Origin of the sequence: Mesorhizobium sp. B2-5-13 (assembly GCF_006440535.1) — a bacterium.
Lineage (GTDB): Bacteria > Pseudomonadota > Alphaproteobacteria > Rhizobiales > Rhizobiaceae > Mesorhizobium > Mesorhizobium salmacidum.
In genome coordinates this window covers 16,105-34,405 of sequence record NZ_VFUI01000017.1, presented here as the reverse complement: position 1 = coordinate 34,405, position 18,301 = coordinate 16,105, and the positions used below count along the sequence as shown (strand labels likewise).

Genomic DNA, 18,301 nt, shown 5'->3' with positions numbered 1-18,301 from the left:
CTTGATCAGGCTCTACCAGTCGGCGACCCGATCGCCGCCGGTAAATTGCGCGCTTTTGCCGGTGTATTCGAACAGTTCGATCTTCACGCCGTTAGGGTCGCGCAGCCAGGCCTGGTAGGTGTCGTCGCAGGCGAGTTTCTTGGCGGTGACGTCGACGTCCATGGACGTGATGTGGGCGATCGCGGCGTCGATGTTCTCGACCTCCAGGCAGAAATGGTTGATCTGGTCCGTCTCGCTGAACCGTGCTCCGTCCTTCTGGAAAACCTCGACATGGCTGCGGCCGCCGCAATTGAGGTAGAAGCCGAAAATCGCGCCGTCGCGCAGGAAGTTGAACTGGACGTCCATGCCAAGGACATCACTGTAGAAGCGCCGCGTCTCTTCGAGGTCATCGGCGAAGATGCAGACATGGGCGAGTTGCTTGACCTTGATCATGGCTGAGCCCATCCTGGCTGCTCCTCACCCAATCCCGCCGGTAACCGCATAGGCGCCGGCGGTGCGCCCATCATGCAGTCGCAGCTCCGCCGTGACAATGGAGCCGTACGAGCCCCGCCAGACACTGTGGGACCGACGATGCTCGGCGGCAGGGACAAGCGCCCGCCCGGTGAAACACGCACCGCTTCGCTGCATCTCCACGGCTTCCCCGTTGAGAAGTACCTTGACGCTGGCCGTTTCGGCAACCTCGCCAACCATTTCGAGTGTGATGGCGATCTCGTCCAGATCACCCGAAGCCCGTGTCACGGCCATAAGCTTGAGCGCGGGCGCCTTGCCATTGCCGGCTCGGCCGGGTTGGCTTGAAAACACATCGCCGGCCAGCTCGGGCGTGCGCGGCGGGCGGGTGCGGCGCTGCGTGGCGCGCTCGAAATCGCCGGCCATGCGCAGCAGCTTTTCGTCGTCATGGGCCTTGCCGGCGAAGGTCAGGCCGACCGGCATGCCGATGTCGGCCATGGTGCCCATCGGCACGGTGACGGTCGGGATGCCGAAATGGCGCCAGACCAGATTGCCATTGGCGACCCAGGTGCCGTTGCGCCAGGCAAGATCGGCGGACGCCTCGTTGACGTCGGCGTCCGCCGGTCCGACATCGGCGGCGGCCGGCAGGATCACGGCGTCGAGGCGGTTGTCGTCTAGCCAGTCCTCGAAATCGATTCGCCTTGTCGTCTCCAGTCCCTTGATGCCGTCCTCCAGCGTGGGAATGTCGGCCAACGGCGTGACGCCCGATTTCGCGCGCTCGACATACTGCGCCAAGTCGAAGCCGCCCTCATAACGGTCTGGCAGCGTGCCGGGCGGCTGCGGGAAAATCCTGGGGCCGTCGACCGCGGCGAGATCGGGTAAAGCGGGGTCGGCATTGGCGCGCAGGAAATCGTCCCAGCCCCAGATGCTGAGGTCCCAGAGTTCGCGCTCGGCGAAATCCCGCGGGACCAGTCCGCGCTCGACCATGGTTCGCGCGCCGGGACGGTCACGCTCGTAGTTGGAGACGACGGGAAAATCGACCTCGACCACCTCGGCGCCCAGCCGTTGCAAATCCGCACCCGCCTGTTCCCACAGCGCCAGCACCGAGGCGCGGGTTGCGATCGGCCGGTCGGCCTCGCTGTCGCGGCCGATATACATTCTGGGTACGCCGAGCCGCTTGCCCCGGAGCGACCCTTCCAACGTCATGTCCGTGTAGCGCGGCGGGCGTAGCTCGGAACTTCTAGGCAAAGCGACCCAAGGCTGCGCGCGCCAGAAATCGCCTCGTGTTTCCGGATCGTCGGCGACGATGACATCGAGCAGTTCCAGCATGTCGGGGACGCTGCGCGTGTGCGGCACCACCACGTCCATGGTCGGCACCAAGGGCCAGTTGCCGCGCACCGAGATCACGCCACGCGAGGGCGTGTAGGCGACGAGCGCATTGTTGGTGGCGGGAGCGCGGCCGGACGACCAGGTTTCCTCGCCGAGCCCGAAGGCGCAGAAGCTGGCCGCTGTTGCCGTGCCGGACCCGTTGGACGAACCCGACGCGAAGGCGGCGGTCAGGTAATCGGCATTGTAGGGGCTTTCGGCGCGGCCATAGACGCCGCGCTGCATGCCGCCATTGGCCATCGGCGGCATGTTGGTGAGGCCGATCAGCACCGCACCGCCGGCACGCAGCCTGGCGATGGTGAAGGCATCCTCGTTGGCGACGAGATGCTCGAAGGCCGGCGAGCCGGCCGCGACCGTCAGGCCCTTGACCTTGTAGCTGTCCTTGGCGGTGTAGGGGATGCCGTCGAGCGGCCCGAGTGTCTTTCCTCGCCGGCGCCGCTCGTCGGAAGCGGCGGCATCCTCGAACATATCAGGGTTGAGCACGGGCACGGCGTTCAGCGCGATGCCGTGCCGGTCGAAATGCGCGATGCGCCTGAGATAGGCCGCGACCAGCTCGATGCTGGTGACGAGGCCGTCATCCAGCGCGCGGCGCAGTTGGTCGATGGTCGCTTCGACGAGGTGAAAGCTGGCGTCGGTCATCATTGTTCCCAGGCTGTTGTTTGTTCGCCATGGATGAGCAAGGCCGCCGGCTTCGGCAAGCGCCAATCGCAATTCGTTGCGGGCCAGGTAGCTCAGGCGCGTGCCTCGGCGTCGCCTCGGTGCCTGACATGGTCGATGAACGCGCGCAGCTTGGGCAAGACCTGGCGCTTCCCCGGGTAGTACAGGAAAAGCCCAGGCAAGGTCACGGCAAAGGACCTCAGCACCTCCTGCAACCGGCCGTCAGCGACCGGCACGCTGGCGAGCGGCTGGGGCACCTGGGCAAGGCCGGCCCCTTGCATCGCCGCGCCCAGAAGCGTCGGATAATCATGCGCGATCAGCGGCCCGGAGACGATGGCCTCGACCGACTTGTTGCCGTCGACAAAGGGCCAGGGCGCGATCGATCCGTTTGACCGGCGCATGCGCAGGCAGGCATGGCTGCGCAGATCCTCGATGCGTTGCGGCACGTTCCGCTGGCGCAGATAATCAGGGCTACCGACGACCACGAATGGCAGCGGCGGCGTCAAGCGCACCGCGATCATGTCGGCGGCGACAAACTCGCCGGGCCGGATGCCGGCGTCGAAGCCCTCGGCGGCAAGATCGACGAGTTCTCCACTGGCGACGATCTCCAGCTCGATTTCCGGATAGGCCTGGCAGAAGGATGCGATGAGCGGCTCCAGCAGGATCGGCACCACCGACGGCGGTACCGAGAGGCGCAGCAGTCCGGTCGGCCGCTGGCCGAGGTCGCGCGCCACCTCGCTCGCGGCAACCAGTTCCTCGAATGCAGGTCCGGCACGTGACAGAAAGCGCTCCCCTGCTTCGGTCAGGCCGACGCTGCGCGTCGTGCGGGTGAAGAGCGCGGCGCCGATGCGCCCCTCGAGCGTGCGGATCGCCTGGCTCATCGCCGACGGCGTTACCTTGAGCTCGGCCGCCGCCTTGCGGAAATTACGATGCCGGGCGACGCTCAGGAAGGCCTCGACGCCGTCGAGCGCTCCCTGCCTGACTGTGAAGTTCTGCTTCATGGCGCATCGACATTATCGCGGATAGTTGCGGTTAGAAAGCGCCTCTATCTCTGCGGCAACGACGGAAATCCAGAGGAAACCGCAATGACGGATAATCTCGACGCAGTGCGCGCTCACTACCGCGCGAGCGGCCTGACCGATCGTCTCAAGACGGCGCTGGCCGCTTTGGGACCAGAGGGCCAACGGCTCATGCCGGAGCAGTTGGCGGGGCTCGACCAATTCCACACCCGCGGGCTGGCGGCGACCGCCGAGCTTGCCGGGTTGGCCGGAATTGGCCCGGAAACGATCGTCCTCGATGTCGGATCGGGGCTCGGTGGGCCGGCCCGTTTCCTGGCGGCGACCCGCGGCTGCCGGGTGACGGGCGTAGACCTCAGCGAGCCGTTCGTCGAGGCAGCGCACTATCTGACCGAACGAATGGGGCTGAGCGAACAGGTAACGTTCGAGGGCGCCAGCGCGCTGGCGCTTCCCTTCGACGACAGCCATTTCGATGTCGTGTTGCTGCAACACGTGGCGATGAACATCACCGAGCGCGGACGGCTCTATGACGAGATCAGGCGGGTGCTTAGGCCGGGCGGCAGGTTTGCCACCTATGACGTCGTGTTGAACTGCGGCGATCCGCATTATCCCGTTCCCTGGGCACGAAGCCCGGCGGAGAGTTTCTTGCTCACCGCGGCTGAAACGCTAGCGCGGATCGAGCAGGCAGGCTTTGAAACGCTGGTATGGCAAGACGACACCGAGGCAGCCAAGGCGTGGTTTTCGCAATTGCGGGCGTCCGGACCGCCCCCTTTGCTCAATCTCGGCCTCGTCATGGGGTCGGACTTCGCGGGAGTTGCCGCCAACCTCGGACGCAATCTCGGGGAAGGCCGGCTGGGCATTCTGACCGCCGTCTTCGAAGCCATTCCGGGCAAGGCTTGAAGGAGGCAGGATGTCGCCGGCCATGATCTTCGACATCCATCTCGCTCTGGGCTACGTGCCATGGTTGCTGTGCCTCGGCGCCTATGCCTGGCCCCGGCTCAAAGCGATGGACCGCCTCGAGGCGCAACGCGCCATCGCCACGCTGCACAGCTTCCGCTTCTTCGGGCTTGTCTTCATGCTTCCAGGTGTCGTCGGGCCCAATCTGCCGGCTGGTTTCGCCGTCCTCGCGGCCTATGGTGACTTCGCCACCGGCCTGCTGGCCATGCTGGCGCTTCTCACTGCACGCAGACATCAGCTATTCTGGCCGCTTGTCATCGCCTTCAATCTCGTGGGAGGCGTCGACATCGTCGTCGACTATTATCAAGGGGTCCAACTCGCCCTTCCCGATCTGGCAGGGGAACTGGGGGCGACCTACGCGATCCCGATCCTCTATGTGCCGCTTCTGATGATCACGCACGTCGCCGCGTTCTATCTGCTGATGCGTCGCCGGCCCGAGGCGGTTCAGGGCTCCCACCCCTGATGAGGAGGGACGGCATCGGCCTCAGTTGCCGCCTGCCTCCTTCATCTTCTCGATGATTTCGGCCCTCAGCGGCGGCCCTCGGGAAAATCGATTCTTTATGCAACCTCCGATGGGCGCGTGCGTTACAGCCCTTCCGGGGGAAGTGAGGTTGCGATTTGGAGCGTTTCGAGATCCTGTACGAGCCGACAGGCACGTTTTCCATTTTCGACAGATACACCGAATTACCGGTTGCGGTAGAAGGCAGGGCTTTGATCGGGCTCTGTCGGCACGAAGTGCCGCTGGCCCTGCTCGCCGCCATGGAACCCGACGACAGCAGGGTGCCGTCGCTCTCGCTGTTGAGCGGCTGTCGATCATACGAATATCAACGAGACGACTTGCAAGCGTGAATGAATGCTCGCATAAGTTGCGACAAGGCATACAGCATGAAAGAAAATGGTGCCGTTGTCATAGCATGAAAGGGGAATCATGCCCGACCAGAATGCGCTTATCCGCGCAGCTATCGCACGGCTGCTCTCGGAGAAAACCGGGTCTGCCGTGATTTCGATGAAGGAGAGTATCGAGGAACTGCCGGCGACAGCCCGCAAGGCCCAGACCATTGAGACCCTGCAGGATCTGCTGCTGGAAATGGCAGAGGAGCGTGGAATGATGGTGGAGCTCGATCTTTAGCTCCGAACCCAATCGACATTCTGATTGGGTTCGGACCCGGCATGCGTGCCGTTTCGTGTGGCCGAAGGGATTCCTTCAAAACGCAATGTCGTCCGCGCTTCGGATCGGGCGGGAGGGCGCGGCAGGAAACGACCGGCGCGTCCATGTTGCCATAGGAAATAAATCCGCCCAATATTTAGGCTCTTCTTGCCCGGAACGCCGGCGCGAGCGGTCCAGGCAATAACCTACCTCTGCAATACGCTTGGCACAAGCCTCGAGTTTGGATGAGGCAAAGGTTGAGTTTTGAGCTTTAATAAGCCGGCGAATTATGTGGCGAGGAATGTTGCCAATTTTATCGAAAAGACGGCAATTTAGATGCATTTTTCGCCCTTCTTTCGTTTGCTGGACTCTCGGATTAAAGCTTTTCTATACTGACTGATCCAGTGCTGATACTGTTGTAGGGACGATAAGAAGCCCTGACAGCGGCGAGGGAGGCTCATGTGGCCGATATCATCTTGAAAGTGTTTGCAAATGCCGACGATGTGCATCTCGTCTGGTCGCATCAGGAGGACATTGAGGGATGTCTGGGATTTGCCATCCAGTGCCGCCGCGGCGCCTCCGCCCCCAACTATCTGTCGAACCGCGTCGGGTTCGAAGACGATACGGAGGTCGACAAGGACGGCAACCGGATCACCTCGCGTTCCTCGCGGATCTGGCCATTCCAACGCTATGACTGGACAGACCACGCCGCCGACCTTGGCGACGTCATTGCCTATCGTATCGTCGCGAGGGTCAAGGGTGCCTCTGGCGCGCTGGAAGACGGGCCGGCGAGCGAATGGTCCGAAATGCTGACACTTTCCGCCGATTGCGGCGACGGTGCGAGTGTCCACTTCAACCGGGGTTATGTGCTGTCGCAGTTCATGGCGCGTTACATGAAGCGCAAGGGGATCACGCTCAAGGAGTTGAAGGAAACCGCCGTCATCGTCAGCAAGAATGTCGACCGTGAGGCGAGGGCCTTTCTGGGCGGCACTTTGCGCGAAACGATGCTGAAGATGATGGCCGAGGTCGCGGCCGATGAGGAGCTGGAGCTGCATGCCGCGCTCTATGAGCTCAGCGACGAGGAACTCATCGACGGGCTGAGCGCCATCGGCAAACGGGCGAAGATCGTCCTGGCGAATGGAAGCGTCGATGCCGAGGGCGAGGACGAAAACGCGGATGCGCGGGCGCGCCTGCGCGGCGCGGATGTTGTCGTGCACGACCGCTTCCTCGCACCGAAAGCACTGGCCCACAACAAGTTCCTGGTCATCGGGCGCGCTGCGAACGACAAGTTCGAGCCGGCCAAGGTGTGGACCGGGAGCACGAACTGGACACCGACCGGTCTCTGCACGCAGCTCAACAATGGCATCATGCTCGAGCATCCGGTGCTGGCAGAGCGGTACGAAGCGCAGTTCAACCTGCTGGTCGACGCAAAGAGCGCGATTTCCGACGACCTGTTGCGATCCAACAATTCGCCCGAGCAAGGCATCGCTTTCGGTGCCGGCGCCATCGACAGCTGGTTCTCGCGCTTGAGCGATGAAATCGACATCAGGGAACTCGTCAAACTGGTGGAAGGTGCGCAGCATGGGGTCTTTTTCGTGATGTTTCAGCCGGGCAACGAGCCGGTGCGAACATTGCTCAGGCTTCAAAAGGAGAAGAAGCTCTATGTGCGCGGCGTCGCGACCCGATTCACCGGCAAGGGTCTCGAGGAGTTCAAGCTGCTGAAGGCGAAGCCCGAGGATTTTTTCCTCGATGCGGCGCAGGACACCGGGGTTGAGAAACCGGTTGGGCAATGGGCCGTGGAAGGTACGGCTGCCGACTTCCAATCGGCCATAGGTCACGCCATCACGCATTCAAAAGTGCTGGTGATCGATCCATTCAGCGACGATCCCATCGTCGTCACGGGCTCACATAATTTTTCGCACTCGGCGAGTGCCGCAAACGACGAGAACTTCATCGTCATTCGGGGCCACAAGAAGATCGCCATGCACTACGCCATCAACGCCATGCAGACCTACAGCCACTATCGCTGGCGTGCCTATCTCGCGGAGGCGGCCAAGGAGAGGAAGGATCCCTTCCAATATCTGTCGCGTGACCCGGACTGGCAAAAGCGCCGGACCTCCGGCGAGACCAAGCGCATGCTGGCGTTCTGGATGGCAGGCACCTAGAGCAATTCCGGGAAAACCGTGAAGTGGTTTCGCGGGAAAAGCGCGCGGCGCTTTCCCGGGAAAAGCGCGCGGCGCTTTCCCGGCGGGAATTGCGTCAGGACAAAGCGTTAGAGCCGTTTGCCGTTCCCGGGAGGCTGCGAACGGCTCAGCGTGCCGTCGCCGTAGATCATGCGGCCGGCGCGGAAGGTTGCTCGCACACGTGGCACCGGCTGGCGGTCGGCGACGACGAGATCGGCCAGAAGCCCGGCTTCGATGGCGCCGCGATCGGTGAGCCCGAGTGCCTCGGCCGGATTGGCGCTTGTCAGCGCCGCAGCCTTCGCCAGGCCACCGTCGCGCAGCTCCGCCAGGCCGAGCACGGCCGGCAGGATCGAGGCCGGGTGATAGTCGCTGGCCAGCATGTCGAGCAGCCCGGCCTCATAGGCCTGGCGGGCGGAAAGATTGCCCGAATAGGATTCTCCACGCAGCGCGTTGGGCGCGCCCATGGCCGTATACATGCCCAGCCGGCGGGCTTCCCGCGCAGCCTCCAGGGTCACCGGGAATTCGCTGAGCACGGTTCCCAGGCCGCGGACAAATTCCACCTTTTCCAGAGTGTCGTCATCGTGCGAGGCGAGCACGATGCCGCGGGCGCGGGCAAACGCCGACAGGCTCTGCAACGTGCCGAGCACACCGCCATGCCCGTTTCGATCGGCCATGCGCTTGCCGACGACCTCGGATACATCGGCTATCGACATGCCGCGCTCCTTGGCCATGCGGGCGATATACAATTCGACATCGCGGTACTGTCCCTGTCCGGGCGTATGATCCATCAGCGAAACCAGATGCAGCTTGCCGGCATCCATCAATCTTTCCAGCACGCCGACAGCCGCGGTGAACGTCACCTCGAAACGGGCATGGACGCGGTGATCGACCAGAAGGTCGTCTTTCAGCCCGGTGATGGTCTCGATGATCGAAGATGTGTGTTCTTCCGAGCGCAGCAAGGCTGCGGTGGCGCTGTTGCCGATGAAGGAGAGCGCGGCATAGGCGGTGGTCACGCCGCAGGAGGCCAGCCGCTTGTCGAGTTCGGCGATGCCGATTGCCATCGGCACGTGGACCCCGCTGCGCGGCTCCACTTCCCGCTCCACCATGTCGCCATGCATATCGATGAAACCGGGCAGCAGCAGGCGGCCGCCGCCGATGAGGTCGGCGTTCTCGACAGGCTGGTCGCGGATCTCGGCGATCCGGCCGTCTTCGATCCTGACAGCGCCATTGGCAATGACGCGGTCGCGCAGGACAATCTCGAATTCACTCAGCCACATGTCCTGTTTCTTCGTGTGATCCCGGTGGGGCGCGGCCCTGTCTGTCCGTTCAAGCATGGTCGTCTCCGAAAACAGCATTCCACATTTCCGATCGCCCTTCGGCCGGGCTGTCTCAAGGCGTGTCATGTGGATGGTTCATTCCCGAGGATCGGATAAGCTCGGTTGGTGACAGCTTTATTTCGGTCATCGAAGTCATCCCGGCCGCCCACCAAAAGCGGTCGCGGCTAATGTCAACACCACGGGGAGTTTACGCCGTGAGCATATCTCTCCATATGATCCCGGCATCGGCTTTCCCGCCCCGCCCACCGATTAAGTGTTTTGTGAACAGCATCGCACTTTGCTAATATTGCCGTCACTGTGCTCGGCGAGGAAATCGCAGCATGTCGGAGAAGAGCCCGGTCGCGTTGCCGGCGGCGTCGGTGGCAACAGGTTTTCTGGGCGGCAACGGCAAAAATGCGTCCGAAGCCCGGCATGAGCGCCGGATCCTGACCGCGCTCTGCTACGACCTGGTCGGATCGACCGACCTTCTTGCCATCCTGGACATCGAAGAGTTCGAGGAACTGATATCAGCCTTCCAGCGGGCGGCGAGACAGGCGGTCGCGTCGTGCTCGGGTGCCGTCCAGGTCGAGGTCGGCGATGGCGGCGTTGCTTTGTTTCCCGCCGAAATAGACGCCAAGGACGCGGCATCGCTGGCGATCCGGGCCGGGCTCGAAATCATCGACGCCTGCAGGCGGGTCGGTTCGGACCAAGGCCGCGCCGATCTGCATGTCCGGGTCGGAATCGCGACATCGATGACCCTGATCCACAAGGGTGACGCCGACACCGGTCGTGACAATGTCACCGGCCCTGCCTTCGCGATGGCCACGCGGCTCCAGGCCATCGCGCAGCCGGATACGGTGGTGGTCTCGGACGCGACGCGCAACCTGGCGCGACGGTCGCATGTGTTCAGCTTCAGGGGCCCCCATGCGATCAAGGGGTTTGCCGAGCCGGAGCTGGTCTGGCGCGCGCTGAGTCACAAGCGCGAGGTCGACCGCTTCTTCGCCTTCGGGCGGCTGAGCAGTCCGCTCGTTAATCGCGAGGCCGAGCTCGCCACGATCGCCGAAGCATGGGACAGCGCCGTCGCGGGAAACGGCGGCGTGGTGGTGATCGAGGGCGAGGCCGGCATCGGCAAGTCGCGCATTCTTCACGAAGTGCGCCGGCGCACGCGTCACCAGCGCGCGAAACTGCTGCTCTTCCAGTGCACGCCCGGCGGCTTGCGCTCGGCGCTGCATCCGCTGCTACAGAACGTACGCGGCGATCTCGCCGGCAACGAAGGACAGCTGAGCGCTGCCGCCGTGGCGGAAGTATTCCGCGATCATGACGTCCGCGATCCCGAAATCATCGACATCTTCTCGTTCCTGCTCGGCGCCGCGGGAGCCGATCCGATGCTCAAGGAAATCGACGCCGAGGCGATGCGCGCGAAAGCCAATTGGGCGGTTCGCCACTCGCTCGAAGCCCTGTGCGCCAGCGGACCGATCGTCCTGGTGGTCGAGGACATACATTGGATCGACCTGACGTCGAGACAATTATTGGCTGAGCTTGCACGGTCGGCCCGTCACTTCCGGGCGCTTGTCATCGCGACGACGCGCCCTGAATCCGAAAGCTGGCTGGCAGCATCGAATCCAAGGCATATCTCACTAGAGCCGCTCAACCGCGAGCAAACGCGGCTGGCGATCGCGGCCATGTGGCCGCAAGGCAAGCCGTCAACTTCCCCGGAATTGCTCGACGTGGTGGAACGCGTGACCGGAGGCGTCCCGCTGTTCATCGAGGAAATCTGCCAGTGGATGACCGAGAACGCGGCCTCGGCAACGGATCGGCTGGCGCGGACCGCGACGCGCAGTCATGCCTCGGTGTTCGAAAGCGTGATCGAGGCCAGGCTCGAAACGCTGGGGCCGGCACGCGAAGTCGCGCGCGCCGCCGCCGTCGTGGGCAATCGTTTCAATCAGGAATTGCTGCGCGCGCTATTGCCGGAGCTCGACGACGAAATCATCGCAAACGCGCTGGATTCGCTGATGGAGGCCGGGTTCCTGATCCGCGTGCGGTCTTCCGGCGTTCCGGTCCATGGCGTGCGCCATGCGCTTATTCAGGAGACGATCTACAACGCAACGCTGCGCAAGAGACGGCAGGCCTTGCATCGCCGCCTGTTTGCCGCGGTCAGCCGCAACCGAAACCTGGCCGGGTGGCTGGGCACCGCCGAGATCGCCGAGCACGCCGAGCGCGCAGGCCTTCTGGAGGACGCGATCGCTCAGTTCGTGATTGCAGGCACGGAAAGCTCGTCCCGCTCAGCAATGGCGGAAGCGAGGCAGCTACTCGAGCATGCATTGGCGCTCTGCGAGCGCGTTGCGGCAGCCGACACGCGAGACGCGCTGCGGCTATCGGCAATGATCGTGCTCGGTCCCATCCTGACCGCTGTCGAAGGTCCGAACTCGGCGCCCGCCCGCGAATTGTACGAGAACGGCGTGGTGATCGCCCGGCGGCGGCCGGTGGCGGAGCGGGCCAAGTGGTTCCCGATCTACTGGGGCTGGTGGTTCACGGATACCGTCATGGACGGCGAGCGCGCGGAAGTCGTGCTCAGGGATCTCAGGGATGTCGAGGATGCCGAAGTGCAACTCCAGGCCAGGCATTGCGTGTGGGCAATCGACTTTAATCTTGGCCGCCACGACCGCTGTATCGCGGCCGTCGACGCCGGACTGTCGCTCTATGAGCACGGCCAGGGCAAAGCCAATGCCGCGTTGTTCGGCGGGCATGACGCGAGGGTCTGCGGGCTCGCCCACCGCGCCTTGTCGCTGTGGTTCGTCGGAAAGCCGGCAAGCGCGATCCATTCGATGTCGGAAGCTAGGAACTGGGCGCAGCTAACCGAACATGCCGGCAGCATCGCGCATGCCTACCTCAACGAGGCGATGCTGCATTGCTATCGCCGCGATTTTTCGATGCTGCGAAGCGTGATAGCGGATTTGCGCCACTTGACGGAGCGCCATTATATGCCCGCCCTGGCCGCCGCGGCGCAAATCTTCGAAGGCTGGTGCGACGGCAACGCCGGCCAGGTCGAGAGCGGCAGGGAAAAAATGCGGCAAGGCCTTGGCCTCCATGGCGCGTTCCAGACGCCTGAGGACGAACCGGTCTATTGCAGCATGCTGGCAGAGCTTTTGACACGAACCGCCGAGGTCGATGAGGCGCTCGCGCTGCTGGGCTCGGCCGTGGCGCAGGCCGAGGCCGGAGGCAGCCGCTTCTGGCTGGCGGAGCTCTACCGGCGAAGGGCGGAGCTACTTCTTCTCCAGGGCGATGCGGAGGCGGACATAATCGCTGCCCTCGAAAAGAGCATCGCCATAGCCGCGGAGCAAAGCGCTGTGCCTTTCCTCGTCGGTACATACGAGACCCTTCAATCATCAGGCCTGTCACCTGAACTGTCGTCGCGCTATCGCGATCGGGTCGAACGTGCGAAATCCGCTCTCGAGCCGGGCGCCGCGTTGATCGTCAATCCCGAATCGGCCGTTCGGCACTAGCCGGCCCTGCAAGAGTATCCGCGATGCTGGAGCGATATGAACGCCTGGGTCCGCCGCCCGATGAGGCGCTGGCGAGACTGATGAAGATGCGCGAAGGCTTGGGCATCACGCGGATCGCCGACATTACCGGGCTCGACCAACTCGGCATCCCGGTCGTGCAAGTGACAAGACCTTTCTCGCTCTCCAACGCGGTCGCGCAAGGGAAGGGCGCCACCCTGGCGCAAGCCGCGATATCGGCCATGCTGGAATCGGCCGAGAGCTTCTTTGCGGAGCAGGTGGCGAATTTCGACACAGTCGTCGGCCGCGCCGATCTGTTGGGCATCCCGCCCGATCGTTTCGAAAGGCATCTCCAGGGTGGCACCGCGCCCGGATGGCGCGGCAGGGAGACGGCGTGGGTAGCCGCGGACAATCTTCTTACCGGCAGCCGCGACCTAGTCCCTTTCGAGCTCGTGCACACCGCCTATGTGTTGCCGTCACTGCCCCATGACGGCATTTTCGCGGCATCGACGAGCGGTTTGGCCGCGGGCTTCGAGGAGCCCGATGCCATCGTTCATGGCATGCTTGAATGCATCGAACGCGACGCGATCGCCACGGCATACCGGACCCACGGGTTTTTCCACCGTCAACGCATCGATACCGAGACGATCGATGATCCGTCGCTCCGCGATCTCCTGGAAACCTTGGCGGCCAAGAACGTGCTGGTCGGCCTTTGGCAAGCTTTGTCGCCGTTGGGCATACCGGTGGTGTGGTGCCATTTGCTGGAGGACGAACCGACGGAAATGGTCCTTTTAGATCATCCGGCTGATGGTTCGGCTGCCGGTTTCAGTCCCGCCGGCGCCGCGACGCACGCCATCCACGAAGCGGCCCAGGCCCGTCTGGCGGCGATCTCGGGCGCGCGCGATGACCTGACGCGCGCGTTCTATCCGAAATACCCCGATCGGCGGATGATCGCGGCGCATCGCCGGCTCCTCCGCGATGGCCCGCGCAGCGTGGACTTCCGCGCGCTCGCCGAGCACAAATTCAACACGGCGTCGGACGGGCTGTCGGTCCTCTTGGCAATTCTCGAAGAGAGGGGGTTCGATGCGGTTCACCTAATCCGGGTGCCAACGAAACCGCTCGACACCCTGTCGGTTGTCAGGATCGTCATCCCTGCCTTGCAGCCGCTCTTACAGGGGTAGGGACCATGCGCCCGAAGCTCGTCTTCACCGGCCCTACCGTGTCCCATGCCGACGCATTGAAGGTCGTCGATGCGGTATGCCTTCCCCCGGCCGTGCAAGGCTCGATCGTGTCGGCCGTGCAGCATTTCGACCCGAGTGCGATCCTTGTAATAGACGGCGGTTTTCAGGCCGAGCCCGCGGTTCGGCACAAGGAAATCCTGTGGGCCCTCAGCCGCGGCATTCATGTCGTCGGCGCGGCCAGCATGGGTGCCCTTCGAGCGGCCGAGCTGTTCCCCCATATGCAAGGCGTCGGGCTTATCTACCGATGGTATCGCCGCTTCGCCTTTGCACCCGACGACGCGGTAGCGGTATTGCACGGACCAGCCGAGGTGAATTTCGCTCAATTGACGCATGCGCTGATTGACCTGCGCCGGACCGTTCGCGCCTCTTGCCGGCGCGGTGTGATTTCACCCGAACAGCAGGCGAGACTCGAGGGGGCGGCGCAGGCCGTCAACTTTCGCGAGCGCACCCTGGCACGGATGGTTCGGGATGCGCACGACGGCAAGGACGACGTCGAGAATTTGTGCAGGGAACTCGGCGCGGCTTTCGTCCAGCAGAAAAAGCAAGACGCCATGCGGGCGCTCGAACTTTTGCGGGAGCAAGCATTTGAAAAAGCACGCCCCATGCCGGAATTGCAGCTAACCTCGGCCTTCTCCAAGGATATGGATGAGGCGGGGCTGGCGCTATAGGCCCTGACCTCTTGGCGGTCGACGATTTACGCAACGTAAGGGCCGTGATAGGGTGATAGCGTCAGAGGGGGCCAAGCAATTGGACGCGGTCGATCGTGTCGTTGCGCAAGATCCTGCGTTGGGAACGCGGTTCCTGGTCTACGCGCAGGTCCCTCACCTTTCGGGTTACGGAACACCCGAAACAGTATGGATTTCTACTCCACCGGATCTGATCCGCCCCGGCCCGGAAGATCACCGCATCTACGTTCGCGATCCGCTCCTCGACAAGGAGCCTTACGACTACCCTTATCTGCCACCCTTTGTCGGCGAAATCTTTCCGCCCGCGGAGGCTGGCTTTGACGGCCATTTCGATCAGCTTTCCCTGACATCGAGGCAGTTCCTTTCCGCGCACGCTTTCGCCTCGGTCAGCCGCGTGCTGGACATCTGGGAAAGCTACCTCGGCAAACCGATTGTCTGGTATTTTGCCGAGACGTACGAGCGGCTCGAAATCATCCCCTTCGTCGACTGGGAGAATGCGCAATCGGGCTATGGCTATCTGGAACTCGGCCGAGAGCGCGGCATCGACGGAGGCAACTATCCCTATGCGCTCAACTTTGACGTGATCGCACATGAGGTCGGCCACGCAATCTTGTTTTCGCTGTTTGGGACACCAGTCGGCGGCCTGACTCAAGGCGATTTCGGGCCGTTCCACGAAGCCAGCTCGGATCTGGTCTCGCTCTTGTCCTTCCTGAACTTCGACAGCGGCATGGACCGGCTGCTGCGGCACTGCGATGGCAACCTGCTTGTTCTAAATGAATTGAACCGGATTGCCGAACTGACTGGCGATCGGCAGATCCGCCTCGCCAGCAACGCACGCCGCATGTCGGAGGTGACGGCGGAAATCCATGACAGGTCACGGCCGTTCACGGGAGCTGTGTTCGACACGATCGTCGACGTCTACCACGCAGCGTTGGTGCACGAGGGGTTGGCCGACGAGCGGCTGCTGGGGATCGATATCAAGGATGTCGACCAGTCCGACATGCAGCGCATCTCGGATTTCACGTCCCGCGCCTTTCGCGCTCGGCCCTTCATGTTCAAAAGCATGCTGATCAGAGCTAGGGACGAAGTGGCCCTCGCACTTGCTCAGGCATGGCCGCGCCTCGATGCGGATGACCTGACCTTCGAGAATGCCGCTGACACGCTGGTCGATGTCAGCGACCGGCTGGCGCCCGCGCTTGCGGAAAAGTTTGAAGAAAACTTCAGATGGCGAGAGATTCTATGAACTGATCGATTGCAACAAAAGGGAGCGAGGAAAATGAGCGACGACTATCACCGACCGACATTGACGTTTCCATCGGGCGCTTACAACGCGACACAGGTCAGGCTTTACGGTATCGCCCCAGGCGGCGGAGATCTTGTTTACCCCAATCATCCAAAAAACCTTGAGAGCTCAGACTTCGCAATATCAGTTCGATCACAATCGGATGATATAAGTCAAAATGAGCAATTTTTGACGCAATTGGGTGATTCAAAACTTACAAAGGAAGAATTTCTTAACTTGATTGCAAATCGAAGAATCAACGGATTTCCCGATGGGTTTGGCTACGCGACTCAGATTTCCTTAGCCGTGCGAAATATCGGATTTATCGTGATTTCTACGGTGGTGTCATTCGATGAGGCATATAAGAGCGGAAAAGTACTGTCATCTGGAATTATCGTCGGGTATTCGTATGAGGGGCATTGCTTTGATCTTCCAAAACCGAAGATCATGCTTCTCCCAGTTCTCCCTCAAATGATACCTCTCGACGATTGCGGGTATGATAAGAAATTTAATAAGCATGGCTCGGAGAAATATATGCTCTGGATTGTCGATAAGCTTGACGAATGCGTGGAATTCGAAATGAACCAAGGGTTTGTCGAGCAGATCGTTCTCGAGGCGAACCTGCCAGGCAAGCGTGCACCGACGATGTACGCATCCAAGATGACGATGGGACACCGCGGCGGAAAGCTGAGCGAATAGTCTCTCATGTTCCCTGTCAAGGTTGAAGGCAAGAAGGCTCGCCTGCCTAGCAGGTTTGCCATGAGTCGGATCGGCTGAAGCTGCACGGGGCTGGGGATGGAACTCAGAGACGGCGGTCCATTGCCCTCCATGGAGGCAGTTCCCAGGCTCACCACGGCAAGGCTCGTGCTTCGGGCGCCGGGCGAGCAGGATATCCCGGCATGGTTCGCGCGCGCGAGCGATGTCGAATCCGCCTCCCTTGCAGGCGATCCGGTTGCCGACGACATCAGCGCGGGCAAGCGATGGCTCGCCCTTGCGCGTCAGCGGTTCGCCGACGGCAGGGCGATCAAATGGTCGATGGACCAGGCAGGCGTGTCAGACGCGATCGGGACGATAACCCTGTCCTTCGGCGCGAACGACCCCAAGACAGCCGCATTGGGATTTGTGCTGGGGCGTGCGCATTGGGGGCAGGGGCTGGGCTCCGAGGCGGCACGCGAGGTGGTTCGCTACGCCTTCGAGACCCTGGCGCTCGACCAGGTGACGGCCGAGGCGGCGGCACGCAATGTCGCGTCGCTGCGGATCTTGGCGAAGCTCGGCTTCAAACATATCGAAAGCTTCGTCGATGAGTCCGACGGCGAGCACTGCGAGCGTTTTGCGCTCGACGCAGACGACGGAACGTCACTCTTGGCGAGCCAGGCTTAGGGCCATCCGCTTGCGGCCCCAGCCGACATCTGAGCACGCCAAAAATCCCCCGTGCTTGTTCAAGTCAATCACACGAAGTCGCAGCCTTAAGCGCTTCGGCACGGGCAGGTTCGGGCAAATTCGCGATCCTTCGAACGGAAGCGTAGAACCTCGGATAATCGCCGGAGCACAGGTCGAACAGGCGAAGAAACGCCGGAACCTGTTCGCCGTAGACAGAAGTCGCGGCGAGCTTTGCATTGTTGATCGGGGCGTTGAACCAGGCGTCGTATCCCCGGTATCCGGCCCAGCGTCTGTCGCGCATTTGCCGGTAGCGTGTCCGCAGGCTGTCGAGCGTGGCTGCCTTGGCCACCGCCATCTCATCCGGCGTGCGGGAGCTTTCATAGACCTGCCTCAACTCGTCGCGCGTTTTCGACACCAGTCCGAGAAAATCGGCGCTGCGTTTGCGGTCGGCTTCGTAGCGGCGCAATCCGGCGCGATCGCCGGCGGCGCGGAGCCATTTTCTTGTGCCGGTGGTTTCGACGGAAACCGCGAAAGCCTCATTGAATGCGGAATCGCCGTTCACATAGAGGCGCTGATGCGCCAGTTCATGAAAGACAAGGCTCGCCAGATAGGTGTCGTCCTGACGCAGCATGGTGCTGAGCAGCGGGTCACTGGACCAGCCCAGCGTGGAATAGGCGGTGATGCCGGTGACATAGACGTCCAGCCCCTGTCCATGAAGTGCCATGGCGCTTTCCGTCGCGGATTTCCGATCGAAGTATCCCCGGTAGGGAACGCAGCCGAAAACCGGAAAGCACCATGTCTTGGGCGTAAGCGAGAATCGCGGGGCGGCAAAAACGGCCCAGGTCACGGCGTCCCGGTGGATGTCGACATAGCTGCGGTAGCTGTTGTTTTCAGGCAGTGCCAGCTCATCCGTGGCGAACCGCCTTATGGCGCTCGCCGACGTCAGCTTGGCGCGCAATGCCTCTGAAGTCGAAGGGGCCTGGATCAGCTTTCCGACGTCCTGGCGCGCGGCCATGATCCGGACATGGCCCTCCAGCGATTGCGCGTAGTAGGAAATGCTGGTGCAACCGCTCAGCGCGGACGCCATGACCGCCGCCGCGAAC

The 18,301-nt window shown here is 62.5% G+C and carries 16 protein-coding genes; 11 read left to right on the top strand and 5 right to left on the bottom strand.

Features of this window, described 5'->3' with window-relative positions; all coding sequences use genetic code 11:
• Positions 1-12: 12 nt before the first annotated feature.
• The 3 genes from FJ434_RS22995 to FJ434_RS22985 form a co-directional block, all read right to left on the bottom strand.
• The gene (locus FJ434_RS22995) at positions 13-432 is read right to left on the bottom strand and encodes a VOC family protein (protein ID WP_140717546.1); all 420 of its coding nucleotides are present in this window, start codon (positions 430-432) and stop codon (positions 13-15) included.
• 24 nt (positions 433-456) lie between these two features.
• The gene (locus FJ434_RS22990) at positions 457-2,472 is read right to left on the bottom strand and encodes an amidase (protein WP_140750704.1); all 2,016 of its coding nucleotides are present in this window, start codon (positions 2,470-2,472) and stop codon (positions 457-459) included.
• 92 nt (positions 2,473-2,564) lie between these two features.
• Entirely contained in the window at positions 2,565-3,491 is a 927-nt protein-coding gene (locus FJ434_RS22985; RefSeq protein WP_140750702.1) for a LysR substrate-binding domain-containing protein, read from the bottom strand.
• Between the two features lie 84 nt (positions 3,492-3,575).
• Between FJ434_RS22985 and FJ434_RS22980 the strand changes: the two genes are divergently transcribed.
• From FJ434_RS22980 to FJ434_RS22960, 5 genes are all read left to right on the top strand, one after another.
• Positions 3,576-4,406, top strand: coding sequence for a class I SAM-dependent methyltransferase (locus FJ434_RS22980; RefSeq protein WP_140750700.1), 831 nt, complete (start codon positions 3,576-3,578; stop codon positions 4,404-4,406).
• 10 nt (positions 4,407-4,416) lie between these two features.
• Positions 4,417-4,926 (top strand): hypothetical protein, encoded by a 510-nt coding sequence (locus FJ434_RS22975; RefSeq protein WP_140750698.1) that lies wholly within the window; start codon positions 4,417-4,419, stop codon positions 4,924-4,926.
• A 155-nt stretch (positions 4,927-5,081) separates the two neighbouring features.
• Positions 5,082-5,312 carry a hypothetical protein gene (locus FJ434_RS22970; protein ID WP_140750696.1) on the top strand — a complete coding sequence of 77 codons (231 nt, stop codon included), beginning with the start codon at positions 5,082-5,084 and terminating at the stop codon, positions 5,310-5,312.
• 79 nt (positions 5,313-5,391) lie between these two features.
• A complete protein-coding gene (locus FJ434_RS22965) occupies positions 5,392-5,592 on the top strand; it encodes a hypothetical protein (protein ID WP_140509276.1) in 201 nt (66 codons plus the stop codon).
• Between the two features lie 479 nt (positions 5,593-6,071).
• Entirely contained in the window at positions 6,072-7,775 is a 1,704-nt protein-coding gene (locus FJ434_RS22960; protein ID WP_140750695.1) for a phospholipase D-like domain-containing protein, read from the top strand.
• A gap of 107 nt (positions 7,776-7,882) precedes the next feature.
• Here FJ434_RS22960 and FJ434_RS22955 read toward each other — a convergent pair whose 3' ends face one another.
• The gene (locus FJ434_RS22955) at positions 7,883-9,070 is read right to left on the bottom strand and encodes an alpha-D-ribose 1-methylphosphonate 5-triphosphate diphosphatase (protein ID WP_140750798.1); all 1,188 of its coding nucleotides are present in this window, start codon (positions 9,068-9,070) and stop codon (positions 7,883-7,885) included.
• A 380-nt stretch (positions 9,071-9,450) separates the two neighbouring features.
• Here FJ434_RS22955 and FJ434_RS22950 point away from each other — a divergent pair, with 380 nt between their 5' ends.
• From FJ434_RS22950 to FJ434_RS22925, 6 genes are all read left to right on the top strand, one after another.
• Positions 9,451-12,612 (top strand): AAA family ATPase, encoded by a 3,162-nt coding sequence (locus tag FJ434_RS22950; RefSeq protein WP_140750694.1) that lies wholly within the window; start codon positions 9,451-9,453, stop codon positions 12,610-12,612.
• A 23-nt stretch (positions 12,613-12,635) separates the two neighbouring features.
• Positions 12,636-13,790: a YcaO-like family protein gene (locus tag FJ434_RS22945; protein WP_140750692.1), complete on the top strand. Its 1,155-nt coding sequence runs from the start codon at positions 12,636-12,638 to the stop codon at positions 13,788-13,790.
• Between the two features lie 5 nt (positions 13,791-13,795).
• A complete protein-coding gene (locus FJ434_RS22940; RefSeq protein WP_140750690.1) occupies positions 13,796-14,518 on the top strand; it encodes a TfuA-like protein in 723 nt (240 codons plus the stop codon).
• A 79-nt stretch (positions 14,519-14,597) separates the two neighbouring features.
• A complete protein-coding gene (locus FJ434_RS22935) occupies positions 14,598-15,779 on the top strand; it encodes a hypothetical protein (RefSeq protein ID WP_181166029.1) in 1,182 nt (393 codons plus the stop codon).
• A gap of 33 nt (positions 15,780-15,812) precedes the next feature.
• Positions 15,813-16,517, top strand: coding sequence for a hypothetical protein (locus FJ434_RS22930; RefSeq protein ID WP_140717435.1), 705 nt, complete (start codon positions 15,813-15,815; stop codon positions 16,515-16,517).
• A gap of 96 nt (positions 16,518-16,613) precedes the next feature.
• Complete coding sequence (locus tag FJ434_RS22925) at positions 16,614-17,198, top strand: GNAT family N-acetyltransferase (RefSeq protein ID WP_246678331.1); 585 nt, start codon at positions 16,614-16,616, stop codon at positions 17,196-17,198.
• A gap of 64 nt (positions 17,199-17,262) precedes the next feature.
• On the opposite strand, the gene FJ434_RS22920 is transcribed toward FJ434_RS22925, so the two are convergent.
• A complete protein-coding gene (locus FJ434_RS22920; protein WP_140750686.1) occupies positions 17,263-18,285 on the bottom strand; it encodes an aminopeptidase in 1,023 nt (340 codons plus the stop codon).
• Between the last annotated feature and the right edge of the window lie 16 nt (positions 18,286-18,301).

Bases quoted from the DNA above. Each gene is read 5' to 3' on its own strand.
- FJ434_RS22955 (WP_140750798.1), bottom strand. From the start codon at position 9,070: ATGTGGCTGAGTGAATTCGAGATTGTCCTGCGCGACCGCGTCATTGCC.
- FJ434_RS22925 (WP_246678331.1), top strand. From the start codon at position 16,614: ATGGAACTCAGAGACGGCGGTCCATTGCCCTCCATGGAGGCAGTTCCC.
- FJ434_RS22985 (WP_140750702.1), bottom strand. From the start codon at position 3,491: ATGAAGCAGAACTTCACAGTCAGGCAGGGAGCGCTCGACGGCGTCGAG.
- FJ434_RS22945 (WP_140750692.1), top strand. From the start codon at position 12,636: ATGCTGGAGCGATATGAACGCCTGGGTCCGCCGCCCGATGAGGCGCTG.
- FJ434_RS22980 (WP_140750700.1), top strand. From the start codon at position 3,576: ATGACGGATAATCTCGACGCAGTGCGCGCTCACTACCGCGCGAGCGGC.
- FJ434_RS22965 (WP_140509276.1), top strand. From the start codon at position 5,392: ATGCCCGACCAGAATGCGCTTATCCGCGCAGCTATCGCACGGCTGCTC.
- FJ434_RS22930 (WP_140717435.1), top strand. From the start codon at position 15,813: ATGAGCGACGACTATCACCGACCGACATTGACGTTTCCATCGGGCGCT.
- FJ434_RS22990 (WP_140750704.1), bottom strand. From the start codon at position 2,472: ATGACCGACGCCAGCTTTCACCTCGTCGAAGCGACCATCGACCAACTG.
- FJ434_RS22995 (WP_140717546.1), bottom strand. From the start codon at position 432: ATGATCAAGGTCAAGCAACTCGCCCATGTCTGCATCTTCGCCGATGAC.
- FJ434_RS22920 (WP_140750686.1), bottom strand. From the start codon at position 18,285: ATGGCGTCCGCGCTGAGCGGTTGCACCAGCATTTCCTACTACGCGCAA.
- FJ434_RS22950 (WP_140750694.1), top strand. From the start codon at position 9,451: ATGTCGGAGAAGAGCCCGGTCGCGTTGCCGGCGGCGTCGGTGGCAACA.
- FJ434_RS22940 (WP_140750690.1), top strand. From the start codon at position 13,796: ATGCGCCCGAAGCTCGTCTTCACCGGCCCTACCGTGTCCCATGCCGAC.
- FJ434_RS22975 (WP_140750698.1), top strand. From the start codon at position 4,417: ATGTCGCCGGCCATGATCTTCGACATCCATCTCGCTCTGGGCTACGTG.